17 protein-coding genes are annotated in these 18,840 nt (G+C 60.2%); all 17 read right to left on the reverse strand.

Translation table 11 applies throughout. The features are described 5' to 3' along the window. Window positions 1-3: 3 nt before the first annotated feature. Window positions 4-1,197 (reverse strand): ATP-binding protein, encoded by a 1,194-nt coding sequence (locus tag J5M57_RS06270; RefSeq protein ID WP_162276304.1) that lies wholly within the window; start codon window positions 1,195-1,197, stop codon window positions 4-6. A 125-nt stretch (window positions 1,198-1,322) separates the two neighbouring features. Beyond that, window positions 1,323-2,798, reverse strand: a complete 1,476-nt coding sequence (locus J5M57_RS06275; protein ID WP_003222863.1) for a sigma-54 dependent transcriptional regulator — start codon at window positions 2,796-2,798, stop codon at window positions 1,323-1,325. 172 nt (window positions 2,799-2,970) lie between these two features. Further along, the gene (locus J5M57_RS06280) at window positions 2,971-3,267 is read right to left on the reverse strand and encodes a hypothetical protein (RefSeq protein ID WP_041073003.1); all 297 of its coding nucleotides are present in this window, start codon (window positions 3,265-3,267) and stop codon (window positions 2,971-2,973) included. Between the two features lie 11 nt (window positions 3,268-3,278). Then, on the reverse strand, window positions 3,279-3,677 hold the full coding sequence (gene fliS / locus J5M57_RS06285; RefSeq protein WP_027614233.1) for a flagellar export chaperone FliS: 399 nt from the start codon (window positions 3,675-3,677) through the stop codon (window positions 3,279-3,281). 129 nt (window positions 3,678-3,806) lie between these two features. Then, window positions 3,807-5,279 (reverse strand): flagellar filament capping protein FliD, encoded by a 1,473-nt coding sequence (gene fliD / locus J5M57_RS06290; RefSeq protein ID WP_169840971.1) that lies wholly within the window; start codon window positions 5,277-5,279, stop codon window positions 3,807-3,809. 83 nt (window positions 5,280-5,362) lie between these two features. Then, window positions 5,363-5,722 carry a flagellar protein FlaG gene (locus tag J5M57_RS06295; protein WP_169840972.1) on the reverse strand — a complete coding sequence of 120 codons (360 nt, stop codon included), beginning with the start codon at window positions 5,720-5,722 and terminating at the stop codon, window positions 5,363-5,365. A gap of 73 nt (window positions 5,723-5,795) precedes the next feature. Continuing rightward, window positions 5,796-6,656 carry a flagellin domain-containing protein gene (locus J5M57_RS06300; protein ID WP_007958307.1) on the reverse strand — a complete coding sequence of 287 codons (861 nt, stop codon included), beginning with the start codon at window positions 6,654-6,656 and terminating at the stop codon, window positions 5,796-5,798. Window positions 6,657-6,893: 237 nt separating this feature from the next. Continuing rightward, entirely contained in the window at window positions 6,894-7,166 is a 273-nt protein-coding gene (locus J5M57_RS06305; RefSeq protein WP_169840973.1) for a hypothetical protein, read from the reverse strand. After that, a complete protein-coding gene (locus tag J5M57_RS06310; protein ID WP_207848218.1) occupies window positions 7,163-8,452 on the reverse strand; it encodes a 6-hydroxymethylpterin diphosphokinase MptE-like protein in 1,290 nt (429 codons plus the stop codon). The genes J5M57_RS06305 and J5M57_RS06310 overlap by 4 nt, the downstream gene beginning before the upstream one ends. 85 nt (window positions 8,453-8,537) lie before the next feature. Further along, window positions 8,538-9,464: a ketoacyl-ACP synthase III gene (locus tag J5M57_RS06315; RefSeq protein WP_169840975.1), complete on the reverse strand. Its 927-nt coding sequence runs from the start codon at window positions 9,462-9,464 to the stop codon at window positions 8,538-8,540. A gap of 226 nt (window positions 9,465-9,690) precedes the next feature. After that, a complete protein-coding gene (gene pseI, locus J5M57_RS06320) occupies window positions 9,691-10,743 on the reverse strand; it encodes a pseudaminic acid synthase (protein ID WP_169840976.1) in 1,053 nt (350 codons plus the stop codon). Then, window positions 10,736-12,241, reverse strand: a complete 1,506-nt coding sequence (pseG, locus tag J5M57_RS06325; RefSeq protein WP_207848219.1) for a UDP-2,4-diacetamido-2,4,6-trideoxy-beta-L-altropyranose hydrolase — start codon at window positions 12,239-12,241, stop codon at window positions 10,736-10,738. Before pseG ends, pseI begins: the two co-directional genes overlap by 8 nt. Continuing rightward, complete coding sequence (gene pseF, locus J5M57_RS06330) at window positions 12,241-12,933, reverse strand: pseudaminic acid cytidylyltransferase (RefSeq protein ID WP_207848220.1); 693 nt, start codon at window positions 12,931-12,933, stop codon at window positions 12,241-12,243. Before pseF ends, pseG begins: the two co-directional genes overlap by 1 nt. 6 nt (window positions 12,934-12,939) lie before the next feature. Next, the gene (gene pseC / locus J5M57_RS06335) at window positions 12,940-14,103 is read right to left on the reverse strand and encodes a UDP-4-amino-4,6-dideoxy-N-acetyl-beta-L-altrosamine transaminase (protein WP_207848221.1); all 1,164 of its coding nucleotides are present in this window, start codon (window positions 14,101-14,103) and stop codon (window positions 12,940-12,942) included. Then, window positions 14,100-15,101: a UDP-N-acetylglucosamine 4,6-dehydratase (inverting) gene (pseB, locus tag J5M57_RS06340; protein WP_169840980.1), complete on the reverse strand. Its 1,002-nt coding sequence runs from the start codon at window positions 15,099-15,101 to the stop codon at window positions 14,100-14,102. The genes pseC and pseB overlap by 4 nt, the downstream gene beginning before the upstream one ends. A gap of 30 nt (window positions 15,102-15,131) precedes the next feature. Next, window positions 15,132-18,047, reverse strand: coding sequence for a TIGR00180 family glycosyltransferase (locus J5M57_RS06345; RefSeq protein ID WP_207848222.1), 2,916 nt, complete (start codon window positions 18,045-18,047; stop codon window positions 15,132-15,134). Between the two features lie 55 nt (window positions 18,048-18,102). Continuing rightward, window positions 18,103-18,840, reverse strand: coding sequence for a cephalosporin hydroxylase family protein (locus J5M57_RS06350; protein ID WP_027614220.1), 738 nt, complete (start codon window positions 18,838-18,840; stop codon window positions 18,103-18,105).

Genomic DNA, 18,840 nt, shown 5'->3' on the forward strand with positions numbered 1-18,840 from the left:
CGTTTACTCAGCTCCCTGTGCAGCGGAAAACAACGGCAGGATGACCTGCGCGCACGTGCCGCGCCCGACCCGCGAGCGCAGCAGCAATTCTCCCTGATGCGCCCGCGCCACTGCCTTGACCACGGTCAGGCCGAGGCCGGTACCGGTGACTTTGGTGGTGAAAAACGGCTCGCCGAGACGCTCGAGCACCCTCGGCTCAATACCGCTGCCACTGTCGCTCACGCACAGGCGCAGGCTGTTGTCGCGGGTGTAACAATGCACTTTCAGGCGCACGTTGCCGTCACTGGCCTGAATCGCGTTTTCAATCAGATTCAAGATCGCCCCGACCAGCGTGTCGCGATTGCACAGCAATTCGCCGGCATGACTGTCGCACTGCCAACGAATTGGCAAATCCTGCACATGGGTCAGCGCCGCCGCTTGCAGCGACTGCATCAGGGCATTGGGGGTAATGCGGTCGGTCAATGGCAGCTCGCCCCGGGCGAACACCAGCATGTCGCGCACCTGATGCTCGAGCTCATGCAGACGCTCCTTGAGACGTCCGGCAAAGCGCTGCTGGGTGGCGACCGGCAGCTCCTGCTCAGTCAAATGACTGGCGTAGAGCAACGCGGCGGACAGCGGCGTGCGAATCTGATGGGCCAGCGAAGCGACCATGCGCCCCAGCGACGACAAACGCTCATGGCGCGCCAGTTGGTCTTGCAGATGACGGGTTTCCGTCAGGTCGTTGAGCAGCACCAACTGCCCCGGCTCGGCATCCAGCGAGCGGGTCGCAATCGACAGGCGTCGACCGTTCTTCAGGGAAATTTCGTGACCGTCGTCTTCACGCGGAGCGAAGCAACGGGCGATGACGTGACGCCACAACTCGCCTTCCAACGGCAACCCGAGCAGGTCGGTCGCCGCCGGATTGGCTTCGCGAACCATACCGTGGCCGTCAATTACGATGACACCACCAGGCAACAGATCGAGGAGGTTTTGCAGACGGTTGGCCAGGCGTTCTTTCTCGGCCAGCTCCTGCATGCGCTGGGCGCTGACCACCGCCAATTCGCCCTTGAGCTCGGTGACCCGGGCTTCAAGCATGCTGTAGGAATCGGTCAGCTGGCTGGACATCTGATTGAACAGCGCAAATGCGTGCTCAAGCCCCTGACGGCTCGTCTGCTCGACGGACGACGATTGCCCCTCGGCATTGGAGGCAGAAGACATCTGGGCGTGGGGCATTGTGTTCTCTCGCTTGGCTGACCGTCAGTTAAACGGAACGTTGCGAGGGATGTAGCAATACCCGTGCCTAAAAAAAACCGCTTATAAATGAAGAGCTTGAAAAACAGGCGTCAATCATCCGCCTGTTCATCGCCTTCGCGCCGGCTCATGCCGTACTTGCGCATCTTCTCCACCAGCGTGGTGCGACGGATACGCAGGCGTTCGGCGGCACGCGCCACGATGCCATTGGCGTCGTCCAGTGCCTGCTGGATCAGGCCTTGTTCCAGACCACCGAGGTAGTCCTTCAGGTCCAGGCCTTCCGGCGGCAGCATGGCGTTGGCGGTGAAGTCCGGGGTATGCCCGTTGATCGCCACACGCTCTTCGAGATCGCTGCGCAGGCTGTCGACCATCTGCTCGTCTTCGTCGTCGACGTAGCGGAATTTTTTCGGCAGTTCGACCACGCCGATCACCCCGTACGGGTGCATGATCGCCATGCGCTCCACGAGGTTCGCCAGTTCGCGGACGTTGCCCGGCCAGCCGTGCCGGCACAGCGACATGATCGCCGCCGAGTTGAAGCGGATAGAGCCGCGCTTCTCGTGCTCCATGCGCGAGATCAATTCGTTCATCAGCAGCGGGATGTCTTCGACGCGCTCACGCAGCGGCGCCATCTCGATCGGGAACACGTTCAGGCGATAGTAGAGGTCTTCGCGGAAGGTACCGATCTCGATCATGCTTTCGAGATTCTTGTGGGTCGCGGCAATGATGCGCACGTCGACGCTCTGGGTCTTGTTGCTGCCCACGCGCTCGAAGGTGCGCTCCTGCAGGACGCGCAGCAGCTTGACCTGCATCGGCAGTGGCATGTCGCCGATTTCGTCAAGGAACAGCGTACCGCCGTTGGCCAGTTCGAAACGCCCGGCACGGCTGGTGATAGCGCCGGTGAAGGCGCCCTTCTCGTGGCCGAACAGTTCGCTTTCGAGCAGTTCTGCCGGGATCGCCCCGCAGTTGACCGGGACGAATGGCGCGTCGCGACGCTTGGAATGGTAATGCAGGTTACGGGCGACCACTTCCTTGCCGGTACCAGACTCGCCGAGGATCAGCACGCTGGCGTCGGTGTCGGCTACTTGCTGCATCATCTGCCGCACATGCTGGATCGCCCGACTGGTGCCGACGAGGCTGCGGAACAGGTTGGGTTCACGATGACGACCGCGCTCGCGGGCCTGGTCGTACATCTCGCGATAGACCTGGGCACGGTGCAGGGAGTCGAGCAGCTTGCTGTAGCTGGGCGGCATTTCCAGGGTCGAAAGCACCCGGCGGCGCTGGTCTTCCGGCAGGTCGACGGAAGAATTATCGCCCATCAGCAAAACCGGAAGGAACTCATCCCACGTCGAGAGTGTCTTTAACAAGCCCAAAAGTGCACCCGGAGCATTGACCGTCCCGATCAGTACACAGATGACTTCACGACTTGATGACAAAGAGCCGACAGCCTGCTGCCAGTCATGGCTGCCGCAGGGTAAATTTTCTTCACCGAGAAAATTTAAAATCACCGCCAGGTCGCGGCGGCGGACGCTATCGTCATCGATCAGCAGAATTTTGGTTTCACGCCACATGCAATAGCAACTTCCCTAGTCAACTCAATGCCCGAAAAATGGGGCAAGCGAGACGCTTGCAGGACACCTTGTGCCTGTAGACGCCTGAAATCTGAAAACAGCCACTAGTTAAGTCAAAAAACCGTGCACAGTCAAATTTATGGCGCACATGTCTGGATTAACTGGGGGTTAATTAACCAAACAGATGGTAAACCTTTGCCGCCTTTTGCGCTTGGGTGATCTGCGACATCTCGTTGGCTATCGCCTGCCGCTCACCCATGGCCGCCTCCAGAAGCTCCTTGTAGACATGGAGCAACTCCTCAAGGTTATTGCGCAAGGCCTCCTCATCCAGCGAGGCCTCGACCATGACGTCTTCCATGCAGGAACGGCAAGCCAGATCCAGCTCGCCAATGGCTTCCCAGTTGCGTTCGGCCAGCGCGCTGACCAACGCTTCACGGGTATCGGCGATTCGCTGCAATACAAGACTCATGGTGCTCTCCTTTAAAACTGCGGAGCAGGCTCGGGAGCGATGGCATCCCAGCCTTCTTTTACCGTGCTCAGCAAGCCGGCAACCTCATCAAGAATGCGCGGGTCGCTGTTGATGTTGGCCTCGGCGAGGCGCTTCATCATGTAGATGTACAGCCCGTCCAGATCGGCCAGCTCATCGGCACATTTTTCCAGGTCCAGACCTTCGCGCAGGCCGCTGACAATGCCAATGGCCTTGCTGATCGAGGTGCACTTGCCAGGAATATCCTTGCGCTCGATGGCACCCTTGGCCTGAGCGATACGGGCGAGCCCGCCTTCCATCAGCATTTGCACCAGACGGTGCGGGCTCGCCTCGGAGGTCTGGGCGTGCGCGCCGACTTTCTGATATTGCCGAAGGGCTAACATTGGGTTCATGTTCTACCTCATTGCCACAATGACTCGTATAACCAGTGTATCGCCAACGAATCACAGAACTTTAGATCAAAAGACAAAAACCCGGCGCACGCCGATAAAGCGTAGCCGGGTTTTTGTCGTTCTTGCAGGTTACTTCGCGGACTGCTGAGCGTTCAGCGAGCTGAAGAACGACGTGATGTTACTGGCCGTCGCCTTCATCTGCCCAACCAGCAAGTCCATGGCGTTGTATTTTGCCGTCAACGTCTTGGTCAGGTTGGCAACACGCAGATCCAGCGCCGTTTGCTGTGAAGTCAGGTTACGCGTGTTGTTGTTCAGAATGCTCATGCGCTGATCAAGCAAGCCTGTAGCCGTAGGGAGACTACCAGCAGGAGCCTTCAGATAGGGGTCCACCGCCTTGTTCATGCGCGCCAGCAGACCGTTGGTGTCGTTGGTCCCGGTGAAGATCTGCTGAACCTGGCCGGCCTTCCCGGGCTGAGCCATGGTTTTGGTGAACGCAGCAGTATCAAACGTCAGGTTGCCGGTGTTGCGGTCGGTCATCACACCGATCTCCGACAGGTAGGACATAGTACCAGTCGCACCAGCACCAGGAGCGGTCAGCTGGCCACGAATGTCGGCGATCAGCGAACGCGGCAGGGAGTCACCGGTGAAAGCGGCCTGCACCGTCAGCTTGCCATCGGCATCCGGGGTCGCCTTGGACAGGGTGTCGATGGTGGTCTTCAGGGTGTTATAGGCATCAACAAACGCCTGAACCGAGGCCTGCAGCCCCTTGGTGTTGGTATCGACGCTGACAACGGTCGGCGTCGCCGCACCGTTAACGACAGGGCTGACAGTGGTCAGATTCAGGGTCAAGCCGCTGATTGCACCGCTGACCGTGTTGCTCTTGCTGGAGACCTGGAGGCCATCAATGGTCACCTTGGCATCTTGTGCAAGACCGTTGACGTTGCCAGAGGCGCCTGCCGCCGGATTTGTACCCATCGACTGAGTGCCGTCGATTTCCAGACCAGCAATCCCGCTGACAGAGAGGTCGGAACCTGCGCCAGTCTTGTTCGAGCTGATCACCAGGCGCGAAGCACCGCTGCTGTCGGTCACGATGTTGGCAGAAATGCCATTGGTGCCCTGAGCCGTGTTGATCGCGTCACGAGTGCTCTGCAACGTCGCATTGGCCGGGATGGTGACATTGTAATCAGTGCCATTCTGACTGATTTTCAGGGTACCACTCGGAATGGCACTGGCAGCACCGCCGGCGAAAGAAGCGCTGGCAACTTTCGAGCCAGTGGCCAATTGGTTGACGACAACGTTGTAAGTCCCCGAAACCGCGGTGTTATCGGAGGTGGCGCCCAGAATCGCTGTATTGCTCGAGGTCGCCGAGAAGCCGGCAAACGCCGGGTTGGTCTTGCTGCCCAGGTTGTTCATCGCCGTCTGGTACGCGGTCAGCGCACTCTTCAACGTGCCGACACCGGAAATCTTCAGGGTATTGGTTTTGGTCGCGGAATCGATCTGCGTCTGCTTCGGCGACTTGTCGGCGTTGACCAGCGCGGTCACGATCGCGCCGATGTCCAGGCCGGAACCCAGTCCGGAACCCGGTAGAATTGGACTTGCCATGTGCATCTCCCTTCAGATTGTTGCCAGACTTTTGACCCTTCCAGGCGTCATTAAAGAAAGACAAACACTATTCATGCCAGCTATCAGACTTTGGCGTCGAACAACACATGGCTTGCGTTGGCGAGGCTGTCTGCCAGCTTGAGTGCTTCTGCGGAGGGGATCTGGCGTACCACCTCACCCGTCTCGCTTGCGATCACCTTGACGATGACCTTGCCAGAGTGCTCATCGATCGAGAACTCCAGGTTACGCTTGATCGATTGGACGAACTTCTCGATCTCCTGCACCGCCAGTTTCAACTTGGCGTCATCCGTTGACTGACTTTTCCTGTCAGCGACCGGAGCATCTGCCTGCGCAACTTTGGGCGTCTCTGACGGCTTGTCAGCAACAGGTGTCGCTGGCTTGGGAGCCGGATAAGACACGTTAAGCTTTACGCTCATGTCCATGCTCATCACCCTCTAACGTAAAAAAGCGAGAGAGCGCGACCAGCGCACTCCCCCGCCTAAACTCAATCCGAAATTACTGAAGCAGCTTCAGTACAGCGGATGGCAGTTGGTTGGCTTGAGCCAGAACAGAGGTCGAAGCCTGTTGCAGGGTTTGCTGCTTGGTCAGGTTAGCAGTCTCTGCGGCGAAGTCGGTATCTTGTACGCGACCTTGTGCAGCAGTGGTGTTCTCGGTGATGTTCTGCAAGTTCTGGATGGTGCTGGTCAGACGGTTTTGCGAAGCACCCAGGCTGGCACGAGTTGCACCGATTGCAGCGATAGCGGCGTCGATTGCGGTGATCGCGTTGTCGATGTTCTGCGAAGCAGAACCAGCGCCAGTACCGGTAGTACCGGTCAGAACGACAGTACCGCTACCAACGGACAGGCTGACGGCGTCGAACTTGGAGCTCAGTACCAGGTCGATGTGGTTAGCCGAACCAGTGTTTGCGCCAACTTGCAGGGTTACAGTACCAGCCGAACCGTCCAGCAGGTTTTTGCCGTTCAGGTTGGTAGCAGCCGAGATACGGGTGATTTCGTCAGACATCTGAGCGAATTCAGCGTTGGTTGCGGTCTGGTCAGCGGTGCCGTTGGTGCCGTTACGTGCTTTAACAGCCAGTTCACGCATACGCTGCAGGATGTCGGTCGAAGCTTGCAGAGCGCCTTCAGCGGTCTGAGCAACGGAGATACCGTCGTTGGCGTTCTGGATGGCTTGGGTGTTACCACGGATCTGCGAGGACATACGGTTCGAGATCTGCAGGCCAGCAGCGTCGTCTTTAGCGCTGTTGATTTTCAGGCCGGAAGACAGGCGCTGCATCGAAGTCGACAGAGCGTCGGAAGCACGGTTCAGGTTCTTTTGAACGTTCAGCGACGTGGTGTTGGTGTTTACTGTTAAAGCCATGACGAATTCCTCGTTGGTTGGGTACTGCGGCTTCCGGCCCTGGCAACCGCCTGGAATGGCCTAGAGAACCTTCGTAATAGTTATCGTCGGGTTGGCAGGTTGCTTGAGGGCTTTTTGAAAAAATTTTGCCATCACCCTGCCACCCCAGCGAAAACAAAGGCTTAGCGCCCTCCCACTTGCGAAAAAATGACGCCATAAAACCGACCCGCGCGCAAAGCTGCGGGCCAGTGCGGTCGGTCACTTTGTCGATCGTGCTTTTTGCAACAACTCGACCAACTCATACTCCATCCAGTCCGCCAGCCCCAACCAGTCCTGACGCTCCTGACAATCGAGCATGTGCGTGAGTACATAGGCCCAGTCCTGCTGAATCTGTGCAGGCCTGGCTATCAGCAACTGCTGTGCGCCCTCGAACACGTCGACCATATCCAGCGCAGCCTCGACATCACGCCCCAGACGAAACAGCCCGGCGCACTGCCGGCACTCGTCGACGCATTGCTCAATCGTCGTCATTGCACAAACTCCTGATTGAACTGCGTCCCGGCGATCAAGGCGCCCGCCCGGCTGCTGTTGAAAAACTGCACCTGCGGGTGCGCGGCGATATAACGCTCCAGCACACACAGGTAACCGCGAAAATTCAGCTGGGTGCTGACCCGCTGACCATGGCCGTCCTGCACCCAGTGCCGTGCCTGGTCGACCCCCGGCCCCAGATCGCCGTCGTTCCAGCCGGCATGGGTCTTGTTCATCGGGAAGGCGAAGTCGGCGCCAAACAGGGTAATGCGCGACGCGCCCATCTTCACCGCCAGGTCTACCGCTGGATGAATTACGCTGCCGCCCACATGCAGCTGTCCGCGCGGGTACTGCTCACGCAATGCGGCGTAAACCGGGCTGGCCGAGTAACCGCCATAACGCTTGCCCTTCCAGGCTTTCAGCACCGCAGGATCGCTCATCGGCAGATACACCAGCGGGATGCCGGCGGAGTCCTCGAACGGCAAATGCCGAAAGCTGATGCGTTGATCGATGGTAACCACCAGATCCGGGACGATTCCGTGCTCGCGCAATGGCCGGTAAGCGGTATCGACGCAGATCAACAATGGACGCTCGGCCTGCGCACGCACCGCCGCCAGACGCTGGAAATGCCCTTCCAGGGTCGGCCCGGTGCCGATCACATAGATCTCCCGGCCATTGGCAGTTCCGAACAACTGCGCCACATCGTCATCGCCCAGCAACACCGGCAAGCAGTCCTGCAGCCGCTGTTGAATGAACGGCAAGTGCGGATCGAACTCACGATTGTTAAAGCTCAGGTGCACTTCGCTGACCAGCCGATCGCGGATCTTCGCGTTGAAGTCGTCAGCCAGCAGCATTTCCGCCGGCAGGGCGAAAAACGGTGTGCAGATGTCTGACAGATCACCGGCGTAGAACAGCTGCACGCGTGGATCTTCCAGCCATTGCCGTTGATCGAGGAGTTGCAGCACCAGTGCGAACAACGCGCCATTGAGGATATGCACATACAGCTGCTCAAGCCCGGCACGCTCCAGCAGCACCGTTGGCAAGTCGCCGAGGCCAGTACCATAGACATGCAACTGCGGTTTTTCCGCCAGGCTGGCGGCCTGGATCCGGGCTTCGTGGACCCGGTCGTGGCGACTGGTCAGTTGCACGCCATTGACACTGAGCGTCGAGCCCAATCCCTGCACCAGCTCGGCTTGAACAGCTGAACTGTCTTCCGCCATCAGCCGCTCGAACAACGCTGGCCAGCGTTGCTGGATGACCTGGGCATTGGGTTGGAAAAACTCGCTCATGACGCCTCGCGTTTCGTTCGGGCAAAAAAATAGCGTTCAAGGGTAACCTTGAACGCTATTTTTGTATCCGCCGTTTTTGCTTGGCTCAAGGACGATAGATGATCGCCGAGCCCCACGACAGACCGACACCGAAACCGCTGATCGCAATGCGCTGCCAGTCGGAATCGAGCACGTGTTTTTCCAGCAGCAGCGGCACGCTCGACGACACCGTGTTGCCAGTCTCGACCATGTCCTTGATGAACTTCTCTGGCTCGCCTTCAAAACGTCGGGCCACCGCATCGACGATCGCCGCACTGCCCTGGTGAATGCAGAACGCGTCGATGTCGTCAGCCTTGAGGCCCGAGTCGTCGAGCAATTCGTGCAAGTGCGCCGGAACTTTGAGCAGCGCGAAGTTGAACACCTGACGCCCGTTCATGAAGAACACGCCATCGGTGACTTTCAGGTGCGGTGCGCCGGAACCGTCGGTGCCGAACTTGGCCTTGCCCAGCGCCCAGGCAGGATCTTCGCCCATCCAGGTGGCGGTGGCGGCATCGCCGAACAGCATGGTGGTGTTGCGGTCTTCCGGATCGACGATTTTCGAATACGGGTCAGCGGTGATCAGCAGGCCGTTCTTCAGGCCGGCGGCTTCCATGAAGCCCTTGATCGCATAGATGCCGTAGACGTAACCGGAGCAGCCCAGAGAAATATCGAACGCCGCCACATTGGTCGGCAGACCGAGTTTGTCCTGGACGATTGCAGCGGTGTGCGGCAGACCTTCTTCGTCACCGTTCTGGGTGACGACGATCAGCGCGTCGATCGATTCACGTTTCAGTTCAGGGTTGTTGGCAAACAGCGCGTTGGCCGCTTCCACGCACAGATCGGAGGTTTCCTGTTCAGCGTCTTTGCGCGGCAGGAAGGCCGAACCGATTTTACCGAGGATGAATTCTTCATCCTTCTCGAATTTTGCACCTTGTGCGTAATTGTCCACGCCGGCTACAGGAACGTAGCTCGCAATGCTTTTTATGCCAATCATTACGGCTTCCCAATAAAAAACAGCCCAAAACCACCGCTCGCAAGGATTCGAGGGGCGCCGACAAACAGAAAACGGCCGCCACAAAGGGCAGCCACGGGGAGCGCAAAGGGCTATCACTGGAACCGATCAACGGCCAGGCGCCATCTCCCCGGTCAATACAATACAGTGAAGATGCGCGTTATGACTCGCAGGTCACGCTATTTTGCCGAATCGGGTGCAGATCGGGTTATTCGACCAACGACCAGTCCAGCGGCGTGCCGCGTTTGATCGCCTGGCGAGCGCGGCGTCCGAGAACGGCATCGGTGTGCTTGGGCGGCAAACCGAGACCGGGACGAATAGCCCGCAGATTGGCGGCAGTGAAGGGCTCACCGGCGGCCATGTCGGCGGTGACGTACAACGAGCGGCGATAGACCAGCGACTTGCGCTCGGCTTCGGTAACGCCGTAATGCACCTGGCCCATGGCCTGCCAGGCACGTTCGGTTTCGATGACCAGGCTGGCCAGCTCGGCGGGCTCCAGCGAGAAACTGGCGTCGACCCCACCCGCCGAACGGTCGAGAGTGAAATGCTTTTCCACCACCGTCGCCCCGAGCGCCACAGCGGCCACGGACACACCAACCCCCATGGAGTGATCGGACAGCCCCACCTCGCAACCGAACAGTTCACGCAGGTGCGGGATCGTGCGCACATTGCTGTTGAGCGGAGTCGCCGGGTAGGTGCTGGTGCATTTGAGCAGCACCAGATCCTTGCACCCGGCCTCGCGGGCGGCGCGCACGGTTTCGTCGAGTTCGGCGATGCTGGCCATGCCGGTGGAGATGATCAGCGGTTTGCCGGTCGCGGCCACACGGCGGATCAACGGCAGATCGGTGTTTTCGAAACTGGCAATCTTGTACGCCGGCACGTCGAGGCTTTCGAGGAAGTCCACCGCTGTGTCATCGAACGGCGTCGAGAACGCGAGCATGCCCAGCTCTTTGGCCCGGGCGAAAATCGGCGCGTGCCACTCCCACGGGGTGTGGGCTTTCTCATACAGGTCGTACAGCGAAGTCCCGGTCCACAGGCTGTTCGGGTCCTTGATGAAAAACTCGCCCTCGGCCAGATCCAGGGTCATGGTTTGCGCGGTGTAGGTCTGCAACTTCAAGGCATGCGCGCCCGCCTTGGCGGCGGCCTCGACAATCTGCAGCGCCACCTCCAGCGACTGGTTATGGTTGCCGCTCATTTCGGCAATGATGAACGGCGGCGCATCAGCACCGATCAGACGCTCGCCAATCTTGAAACTACTCATCGCGGTGATCCTTCAAAATCTTGGTGAACGCGCAGGCACTCTGGGTGAATCCGGCGTCGCGAAATACATTCAATGAGGGGCGATTGCCCGGCAGGACCTGCGCGGTAATGGCGGTCATCTGCGGCCAATGCTCGCGGACGAACACCTCACCTCGCGCCAGCAGCGCCCGGCCCCAGCCCAGACCGAAACGCCCCTCAAGCAGATACAGCGACACTTCAGCCTCGCAGCCGCGCAGGTCATAACGCAAGACGCCGACCGGGCCTTCATCGGCCTCGGCGATCAACAACAGACGCTGCGGATTGCGCAGGCTCGCATTCAGCCAGTTCAGGTGCTGCGGCCAGTCGATTGCGCCGCTTTCCAGTGACCAGCGGCGCACAGCCTCGGCATTACGCCCGTCGAACAGCAAGTGCGCATCGTCGAGGGTCGCCGGGCGCAGCTTGAGCACTGCACCGGCCAGCGCTGCCGCCACGCGCAATGCACCGCGCCCATCGACCAGTTGGCGTGACCGCTCGGCCAGACTTTGGCGCAGATAGACATTGCCGACGACAAAGCCGATCGCGTCGCGCAGATGTTCGACGCTGACCTGCTCGCGGGCGCCCATGAACACATGCGCCCCGGCGGCGGCCATGACTTCGCCATTGGCCTGCTGATTGTTCGATACCGCGATGCACAGGGTTGGCAGGCCCAGGGCCGCGCGCTCCCAACTGGTACCGCCGCCAGCGCCGATAAACAGGTCAGCCTCAGTCATGCGCTGCTGGAAATCGCTGACAAAACTGTGCAGGCGCCAGTGCGGCCGCGTTTCGGCCAGCGCCTGCATTTGCGTCCACGCCGGGTTGTCTGCGCCGGCGACGAAATCCACTTCCAGTTCAGCGAAATCCTGCAGCGCCAGCATCGCGTGATGGGTCTGCATCGCCGCATCGAAACCACCAAAATTCACCAGCACCCGCCGGGCCTTGGGTTGGATCGCGATGGCCGGGCAGACGAACTCTTCGCGCAGCATGGCGTAGCGCGGCCCGAGCAAGGTGCGACAGCCTTCGGGCAGCAGCGGCGCGTAATTCGCAGAGAGTCCGGAGAGGTTCTGATTGAGCAGCAGATCAACGCTGTATTGCCGGGTGGCAAGATCGTCCACCGCCGCAATCCGTGGCGCCCAGCGCCGGGCGGCCGTCTGCCAGTGATGATCCAGACCGTAATGGTCGGCGATGATCCAGTCAAATGCGGCGCGACCTGCCAGCAAGGCATCCAACGCATCAATGTCGGCCTGCCACGGCAGCATCGATTCGATGGCCTGTTGCGGGTCTTCGTCAGGGTATAAGTCTGGTAACGCGAAGGTTTCGAAACCCTCATCGCTCAGCGCATCGAGCCGATGCCCGGGTAATCGGCGACAGGCAAACGCCACATGACCACCCTGCTTGCGCAGCACCCGCGCCAAGGTCAGGCAGCGGGCAATGTGGCCGCTGCCGATGGTCGGCGAGGCATCAGCGCGGATCAACACTCTCATTACAGTTCTCCGCCGGCCTTCAATGCGGCGTAAAGGTATTCGGCGCGCTTCCAGTCTTCAAGCGTATCGATGTCCTGTACCAGATGCCGCGGCAGAATCACCGGCAGACTGGCGGGCGAATACAGCACCTCACCGCGCAACCAGGCCTCGCTGCGACCCCAATAGAACTGACCGGCATCCTGAAAGGCTTCGGGCAGATCCTGCGAACGGGTGTTGCGAAATTCTGGGTACAACGCGCTGAGCGCGCCCTGCCCATCAAGCGTCAGCGCCCGCTGCACCGGGAAACCAAAACTGCACACGGAGAACGTAAAGGCTTTGTTCGGGTGCTGCTCCAGCAACTCAAATCCCTGCCGCAGATACCGCGCCTGCAACAACGGCGCGGTGGCATAGATGCAGCATGCGTAATCGAAGGCCGGGAGCTGCTGCAAGGCATGCACGATCACCGCCGCGGTACCGGTGAAATCATCCGCCAGATCAGCCGGACGCAGGAACGGCACTTGCGCACCGTGGGCCAGCGCCAGCTCGGCAATTTCGGCGTCATCGGTACTGACCACGACCTGTTCGAACAGGCCGCTGTCGAGCGCCGTACGGATCGAGCGAACGATCATCGGCACGCCGTCGAACGGCAACAGATTCTTGCGCGGGATGCGCTTGCTGCCGCCACGGGCCGGGATGATTGCAACGCACGTCACGTCGTCCTACTCCTCAAGAACCAGCCGCCGCAATTGCTCGACCACGTAGTCCTGTTGTTCATCGCTCAGCAACGGATACAGCGGCAGGCTGATCGCCTCGGCGTAATAACGTTCGGCTTCGGGGAAGTCGCCCTCTTCGAAACCCAGGTCGCGGTAGTACGACTGCAAGTGCACGGGAATATAGTGCAGGTTCACGCCGATGCCGGCGGCGCGCAAGCCTTCGAATACCTGACGGTGGGTCAGGCCGATGCGCTCGGTCTGCAAGCGCACCACGTACAGGTGCCACGCCGACTCCGCCTCCGGTTGAGTGCTGGGCAAGGTCAGCGGCAGATACGCCAGCAAACGCTCGTAGCGCGCCGCCAGCTCGCGGCGACGGGCGATGAACCCATCCAGTTTGGTCAGTTGCGACAGGCCCAGTGCCGCCTGCAAATCGGTGATCCGGTAATTGAAGCCCAGCTCGATCTGCTGGTAATACCACGGGCCGTGGCTGGGTTCGCTCATCTGTTGCGGGTCACGGGTCATGCCGTGGCTGCGCAGGCGTTGCAGGCGCTCGGCCAGTTGCGGGCGATTGGTCAGGACCATGCCGCCTTCGCCACTGGTGATGATCTTCACCGGGTGGAAACTGAACACGGTCATCGCCGCAAACTCCCCGCAACCCACCGGACGCCCGGCGTAGCGGGCGCCCACCGCGTGCGAGGCATCTTCGATCACGGTGACGTTGTAGCGCTCGGCCAGTTCGGCAATCTTGCGCATGTCGCAGCTCTGCCCGGAGAACGCCACCGCCACCAGCACTTTCGGCAACGTGCCGTCCTGCTCGGCCTGATCGAGTTTGGCTTCGAGGGCGAAGGCATCGAGGTTCCAGGTCAGAGGATCGATGTCGACGAAATCCACATCGGCGCCGCAATAGCGCCCGCAGTTGGCCGAGGCCAGAAAAGTGTTCGGCGTGGTCCACAAGCGATCGCCCGGGCCAAGGCCGGCCGCGAGGCAGGCAATGTGCAGCGCCGCCGTGGCGTTGCACACCGCAACGGCGAAGTCGGCCTGGCATCGTTCGGCCATCGCCTGCTCGAAGCGCTCGATGCTCGGGCCCTGGGTCAGCCAGTCCGATTGCAGCACCTCGACCACTGCATCGATGTCCGCCTGATCAACGCTCTGCCGACCGTAGGGAATCATGCCGACAACTTCGCGTGCAGCTCGGCGATCTGCCCGACCGAGAGGTAATGCGGATTGGTGTCGGAGCGGTATTCGAAATCTTCACTCACCGGCCGGCCCCGTTCGCCGAGTTTGTCGATGGAGAAATCGACATCGACGCTGGTGAAACGGATCGACGGCTGGATGGTGTAGTGGTCCTCAAACTCCAGGGTCATCCGCGCATCGTCCAGCGGCACCATCAGTTCATGCAGTTTTTCACCGGGACGAATACCGACGTTCTTGTGCGGCAGTTGCTCGGCCATGCCCCGCGCCAGATCGACGATGCGAATCGACGGGATCTTCGGCACGAACACTTCGCCGCCATGCATCCGCGCGAAACTGTCGAGGACAAACTGCACACCATGATCGAGGGTGATCCAGAAGCGTGTCATGCGCTCGTCGGTGATCGGCAGCTCTGTCGCGCCATCGGCAATCAGCTTGCTGAAGAACGGCACCACCGAACCCCGCGAGCCCGCCACGTTGCCGTAGCGCACCACGGCAAAACGCGTCTGCTGCTCGCCGGCAATGTTGTTGGCGGCAACGAACAGTTTGTCCGACAGCAACTTGGTTGCGCCGTACAAGTTGATCGGGCTCGCCGCCTTGTCGGTGGACAGCGCAACGACTTTCTTCACGCCATTGTCGATGGCGGCGGCGATGATGTTTTCCGCGCCATTGACGTTGGTGCGAATGCATTCGGTCGGGTTGTACTCCGCCGCCGGCACTTGCTTGAGCGCCGCCGCATGCACCACGTAGTCGATGCCGCGCATGGCCTGACGCAGACGGTCGGCGTCGCGCACGTCACCGAGAAAGTAACGCATGCACGGCGCGTTGAACGTCTGCTGCATTTCGTACTGCTTGAGCTCATCGCGGGAGAACACCACCACGCGCTTGGGCTGGTATTGCTCAAGCAGACGGGCGATGAATTTGCGCCCGAACGAGCCAGTGCCGCCGGAGATGAAGATCGATTTACCGTTGAACATAGTGTGAATCCCGTTCCTTGTGCTCCCGGCTCAGGCGAGCAACTGCGCCCAGTTCAGCGACGCGTTGTCGTTCAGACCATAGCCTTTGCCATTCAGGCTGAGGTTGGCGTTGTACGCCTGATCCTGAGCAAACGCGGCAGCCCATTTTTCCTGCAGGGCAGCCAGTGCCTGCGGCGCTTGAGCAATCTCGCCCGGATGCAGAACCTGCACCGCTGGCGTCCACACCGTGAGGTAGCCGGCCTGGGCGGCGCTCAGGCACAGGTCGACATCGTTGAAGCCTTCATTGAAGGCGCTGTCGTCCAAACCGCCCAGCGCGTCGAACAGTGCTTTGCGCACCATCAGACACACGCCCGATACCGCCGAGCAGTTCTGGTCCACCGACAACCGATAGAGGTAGCCGTCAGCGTCGTGTTTTTCACCGACGAACGCCGAGCCCACCCCGCCGTTCATACCGAGGATCAGGCCGGCCTGACTGACTTTGCCGTCGCGATCGACCAGCTTCGGCCCCACCACGGCGACCTCCGGACGCAAGGCATGGTTCAGCAGCGAGTCCAGCCAGTTAGGGTTGACCACTTCCGCGTCGGCCGCGAGCAATACCAGATACTCACCCTGCGCCTGGCGGCCGGCGGCGTTAAGCAACGCCGCTACGCTTAGCGATTGATCGGCGCGCAGCACCTGGACTTTCGGATGCTGGTAAGTACCGAGCCAGTCATTGACCTCGGCCGATTGCGTGGCGGTGGTGGCGATCAGGATTTCATAATGGTGATAACGCGTGCGCAGTTGCACCCCGTCCAGACAGCGCTGCAGGGCTGGCAGGTCGTTGCCGGCCGGAATCACGATCGACACCAGAGGACGATCGCTGTGGTGGTAGTCGATCTGATAAATGCCAGGCACCGCCGAGGTGACCTTGGCCTTGTAGCCGCGATTGCCCAGATGACGCAGCAGCGCCAAGCGCTCATGAGCGTTTTCTTCCAGCGACGCGGCTTCGGTGATCATCAGCGGCTCGTCGAGGTGGGCCAGGCTGTTCAAACCGTGCTCTTCGACAATGCGCAGCAGCACGTCAAATTCCAGAGCCTTGCTGAAATCGGCACGGTAGCCGCCGATGTCGATCAGCGTGTCACGCCGCACCAGCCAGTGCCGCGCCATCAGCCCCGGCAGGCTCAAAAGCAGATCGAGGTTGAAGCCAGGACGGAACACATCCAGCAGTGCGCCCTTCTCCCCGCGTTGGATCTCGTCGGTGGAAACAGCACGGCAATCGCCGGCAGCCATCAACTCCAGGCTGGCGCGCAACAAACCACTGGCGGTGAACTCATCCCCAGCCTCAGCCAGCAGCAGCCAGTCGCAGGGCGACTGACTGGCGCTCTGATTGAGCTTGTCGACCAGATTGGCCGGCGTGACGCGGACAAAGTGCAACGTGTTCTGCGCCGTGGTGGCCGCCGGTGCTTCACCGGTGGTGAACACGACAATCCTGAACGCCTTGCACTGACCTTCGAGCAGGCTGTCGAGGCTGACCTGCAACTTGTCGATGTCATCGTCCAGATCCAGCAGAAAGATGCCGAACTGCGGGCCACCGCCGTTGGCCGCAAGGTGCTTGGCAATCGCTGCCGCCTGCGCGGCATCAGGCTGGCGCGAATCCAGCCACTTGAGCAGACGCCCGGACTGCATCTGGTCGAACACCCGATGGTGATCTTCCAGCGTCAACGCCTCAAGCCGGGCATTCCAGTCACGCATGCTCTGCGCTTCTTCATCCTCGCCGGCCAACTCCAGCTGTTGCGCCAGGCGCTTGACCACCGTGCGGTTGAACGCATTGAGGTCGTGCGCCTGCCACAAACGGTCGAGGACGCTTTCCGCGGTGTCGTTGTTGCGCGCTTGCAGCAGGTGCTCCTGACGGGTCCACACGCCTTCCAGGCCCTGCAATTGAATGCGTCCGGCCGGCATGGCGTGCAGCATGAATTCGAACTGCGCCAGACGATCGAAAAAGGGCTGGTTGTAAAACGGCATCTCGACGTATTGCAAAGGCCCGAACCGACGATCAGGCACTTTGAGCGACTGATTCCAGGTGGACTGGATAATCAGTTCGGCCGTCAATGCACGGCCACTTTGCAGGCTGTCGACCATCGCCTCGAAGCTCTGCAAGGCAAACGCTTTACCCTGTTGTGCATCGAGATCCTTGATACCGGTGGGCAGCGAGGCGAGGAATTCGGCAAACGCTTCACGCTCAGCGACCGATTTGGCATCCACGTATGTCAGCGAGTGATACACCTCGGTACTGTGCTCGGAGTTGCCATAGTTGATCTCGCGCACCACGTAAGGCATTGGCAGGATCCGCGCCTTGGCACTCGCCAGCAGGAAATACACGTGGCCGATTTCCTGCCACTGGAAATTGGTTCCCGCCGGCAATGCCGAGTGCCAGGTCTTCATCAGATCAGTACGGGTCACCGCATAGAACGGCGGAATGTACTGACTCATATAATCGATGACACGGTCCTGAGCCCGCTCGGACGCATAGTCCTCCTGAACTTTCTTGTCGCGGCGGTAATAGCTCACACCACCCGACAGCGTCAGGTACATCAGGCAATAGCCGTGGCACATGCCGTAATCCGGGTTCGCTTGCAGAAAACCGACGGACTCGGCCAGCGAATCGTGCAGGATAAAATCGTCGTCGGCCGCCAGCACCATGTACGGCGTGGTCAGGCGCTCCACGCCATACGCCAGTTTGGCCTGCATGCCCCAATAGGCGAATTGCGGCACGTGGTGATAATCGACCGCGGAAAAATCGCCTTCAGGACGCTCGGGTGTGGAGTCGAGCACCATGATCCGGCAGGGCAAGCTGCTGTAATACTTCACCGCCCGGCGCAGGAACGCCGGCCGATTGTGAGTAATCAGCACCACGGTCAACAGCTCGTTGAGCGGTAGCGCCAGTTCAGAACTGTACTTGCCTTGCATAACTTCTCTCCACAACCGGCGACTCGCCGAGATAACGCTTGGGTGATGTTGCGAATTAACGAACGCGACGCAGATAGCCGTCCGGCGCCACGGTGATCAGCAGCTTGTTCTGCAATTGCTGGTCGATCTCGAAATCCTGGTTCTCTTCCAGGTACTTCCACACTGCGGTTTTCGGGTTATCACCCGGGCCCCATGGGCGATCCGGGAAGAAATCGGCCGGCATGTCTTCGACCACGGTGTCCATCACCACGCAGTAGCTGTCGACCGAGACCAGCGGCGCGTACAGGCGCAGCTCTTCGAGCACGTGGTCGTGGGTGTGGTTGGAGTCGAGCACCAGAATCACCTTCTTGCCCTTGGCCGCAGCCTGCACCTGTGCGGCGATGGCCGGATCAATGCTCGAACCTTCGATCATCTTGATGCGCTTGGCCATCGGATGGCTTTCGATCGCTTCACGGTTGTGCGGGCGAATATCGAGGTCGATGCCCAGCACTTCGCCGTGGCCTTGCAGCTCAAGCAGGGAGGCGTAGTAGATGATCGAACCGCCGTGGGCGATGCCGCACTCGATGACCAGATCCGGCTTGACCTGCCAGATGATCTCCTGCATCGCCATCATGTCTTGTGGCAACTGGATGATCGGGCGGCCCATCCACGAGAAGTGGTAGCTGTATTTGTGTTTGGCCGATTCGTTGAAGAAATCACGGGCCAGGCCAGTGAGTTTCTGGTCGTCACCCTGCTGGGCGATCTGCTCGCGGCACTCGGCTTCGAAGGCTTGGTTGATGCTGTTGTCGGTCAT

This window comes from Pseudomonas sp. 86_A (assembly GCF_017491705.1).
Taxonomy (GTDB): Bacteria; Pseudomonadota; Gammaproteobacteria; order Pseudomonadales; family Pseudomonadaceae; genus Aquipseudomonas; species Aquipseudomonas koreensis.

What these genes read in the sequence shown, in the direction of transcription:
- J5M57_RS06275 (WP_003222863.1), bottom strand. Translation starts at nt 2,798, where the DNA reads ATGTGGCGTGAAACCAAAATTCTGCTGATCGATGACGATAGCGTCCGC.
- fliD (WP_169840971.1), bottom strand. Translation starts at nt 5,279, where the DNA reads ATGGCAAGTCCAATTCTACCGGGTTCCGGACTGGGTTCCGGCCTGGAC.
- pseC (WP_207848221.1), bottom strand. Translation starts at nt 14,103, where the DNA reads ATGATTCCCTACGGTCGGCAGAGCGTTGATCAGGCGGACATCGATGCA.
- J5M57_RS06300 (WP_007958307.1), bottom strand. Translation starts at nt 6,656, where the DNA reads ATGGCTTTAACAGTAAACACCAACACCACGTCGCTGAACGTTCAAAAG.
- J5M57_RS06315 (WP_169840975.1), bottom strand. Translation starts at nt 9,464, where the DNA reads ATGATTGGCATAAAAAGCATTGCGAGCTACGTTCCTGTAGCCGGCGTG.
- J5M57_RS06350 (WP_027614220.1), bottom strand. Translation starts at nt 18,840, where the DNA reads ATGACCGACAACAGCATCAACCAAGCCTTCGAAGCCGAGTGCCGCGAG.
- J5M57_RS06310 (WP_207848218.1), bottom strand. Translation starts at nt 8,452, where the DNA reads ATGAGCGAGTTTTTCCAACCCAATGCCCAGGTCATCCAGCAACGCTGG.
- pseB (WP_169840980.1), bottom strand. Translation starts at nt 15,101, where the DNA reads ATGTTCAACGGTAAATCGATCTTCATCTCCGGCGGCACTGGCTCGTTC.
- J5M57_RS06270 (WP_162276304.1), bottom strand. Translation starts at nt 1,197, where the DNA reads ATGTCTTCTGCCTCCAATGCCGAGGGGCAATCGTCGTCCGTCGAGCAG.
- J5M57_RS06305 (WP_169840973.1), bottom strand. Translation starts at nt 7,166, where the DNA reads ATGACGACGATTGAGCAATGCGTCGACGAGTGCCGGCAGTGCGCCGGG.
- J5M57_RS06280 (WP_041073003.1), bottom strand. Translation starts at nt 3,267, where the DNA reads ATGAGTCTTGTATTGCAGCGAATCGCCGATACCCGTGAAGCGTTGGTC.
- pseG (WP_207848219.1), bottom strand. Translation starts at nt 12,241, where the DNA reads ATGAGAGTGTTGATCCGCGCTGATGCCTCGCCGACCATCGGCAGCGGC.
- J5M57_RS06295 (WP_169840972.1), bottom strand. Translation starts at nt 5,722, where the DNA reads ATGGACATGAGCGTAAAGCTTAACGTGTCTTATCCGGCTCCCAAGCCA.
- fliS (WP_027614233.1), bottom strand. Translation starts at nt 3,677, where the DNA reads ATGAACCCAATGTTAGCCCTTCGGCAATATCAGAAAGTCGGCGCGCAC.
- J5M57_RS06345 (WP_207848222.1), bottom strand. Translation starts at nt 18,047, where the DNA reads ATGCAAGGCAAGTACAGTTCTGAACTGGCGCTACCGCTCAACGAGCTG.
- pseI (WP_169840976.1), bottom strand. Translation starts at nt 10,743, where the DNA reads ATGAGTAGTTTCAAGATTGGCGAGCGTCTGATCGGTGCTGATGCGCCG.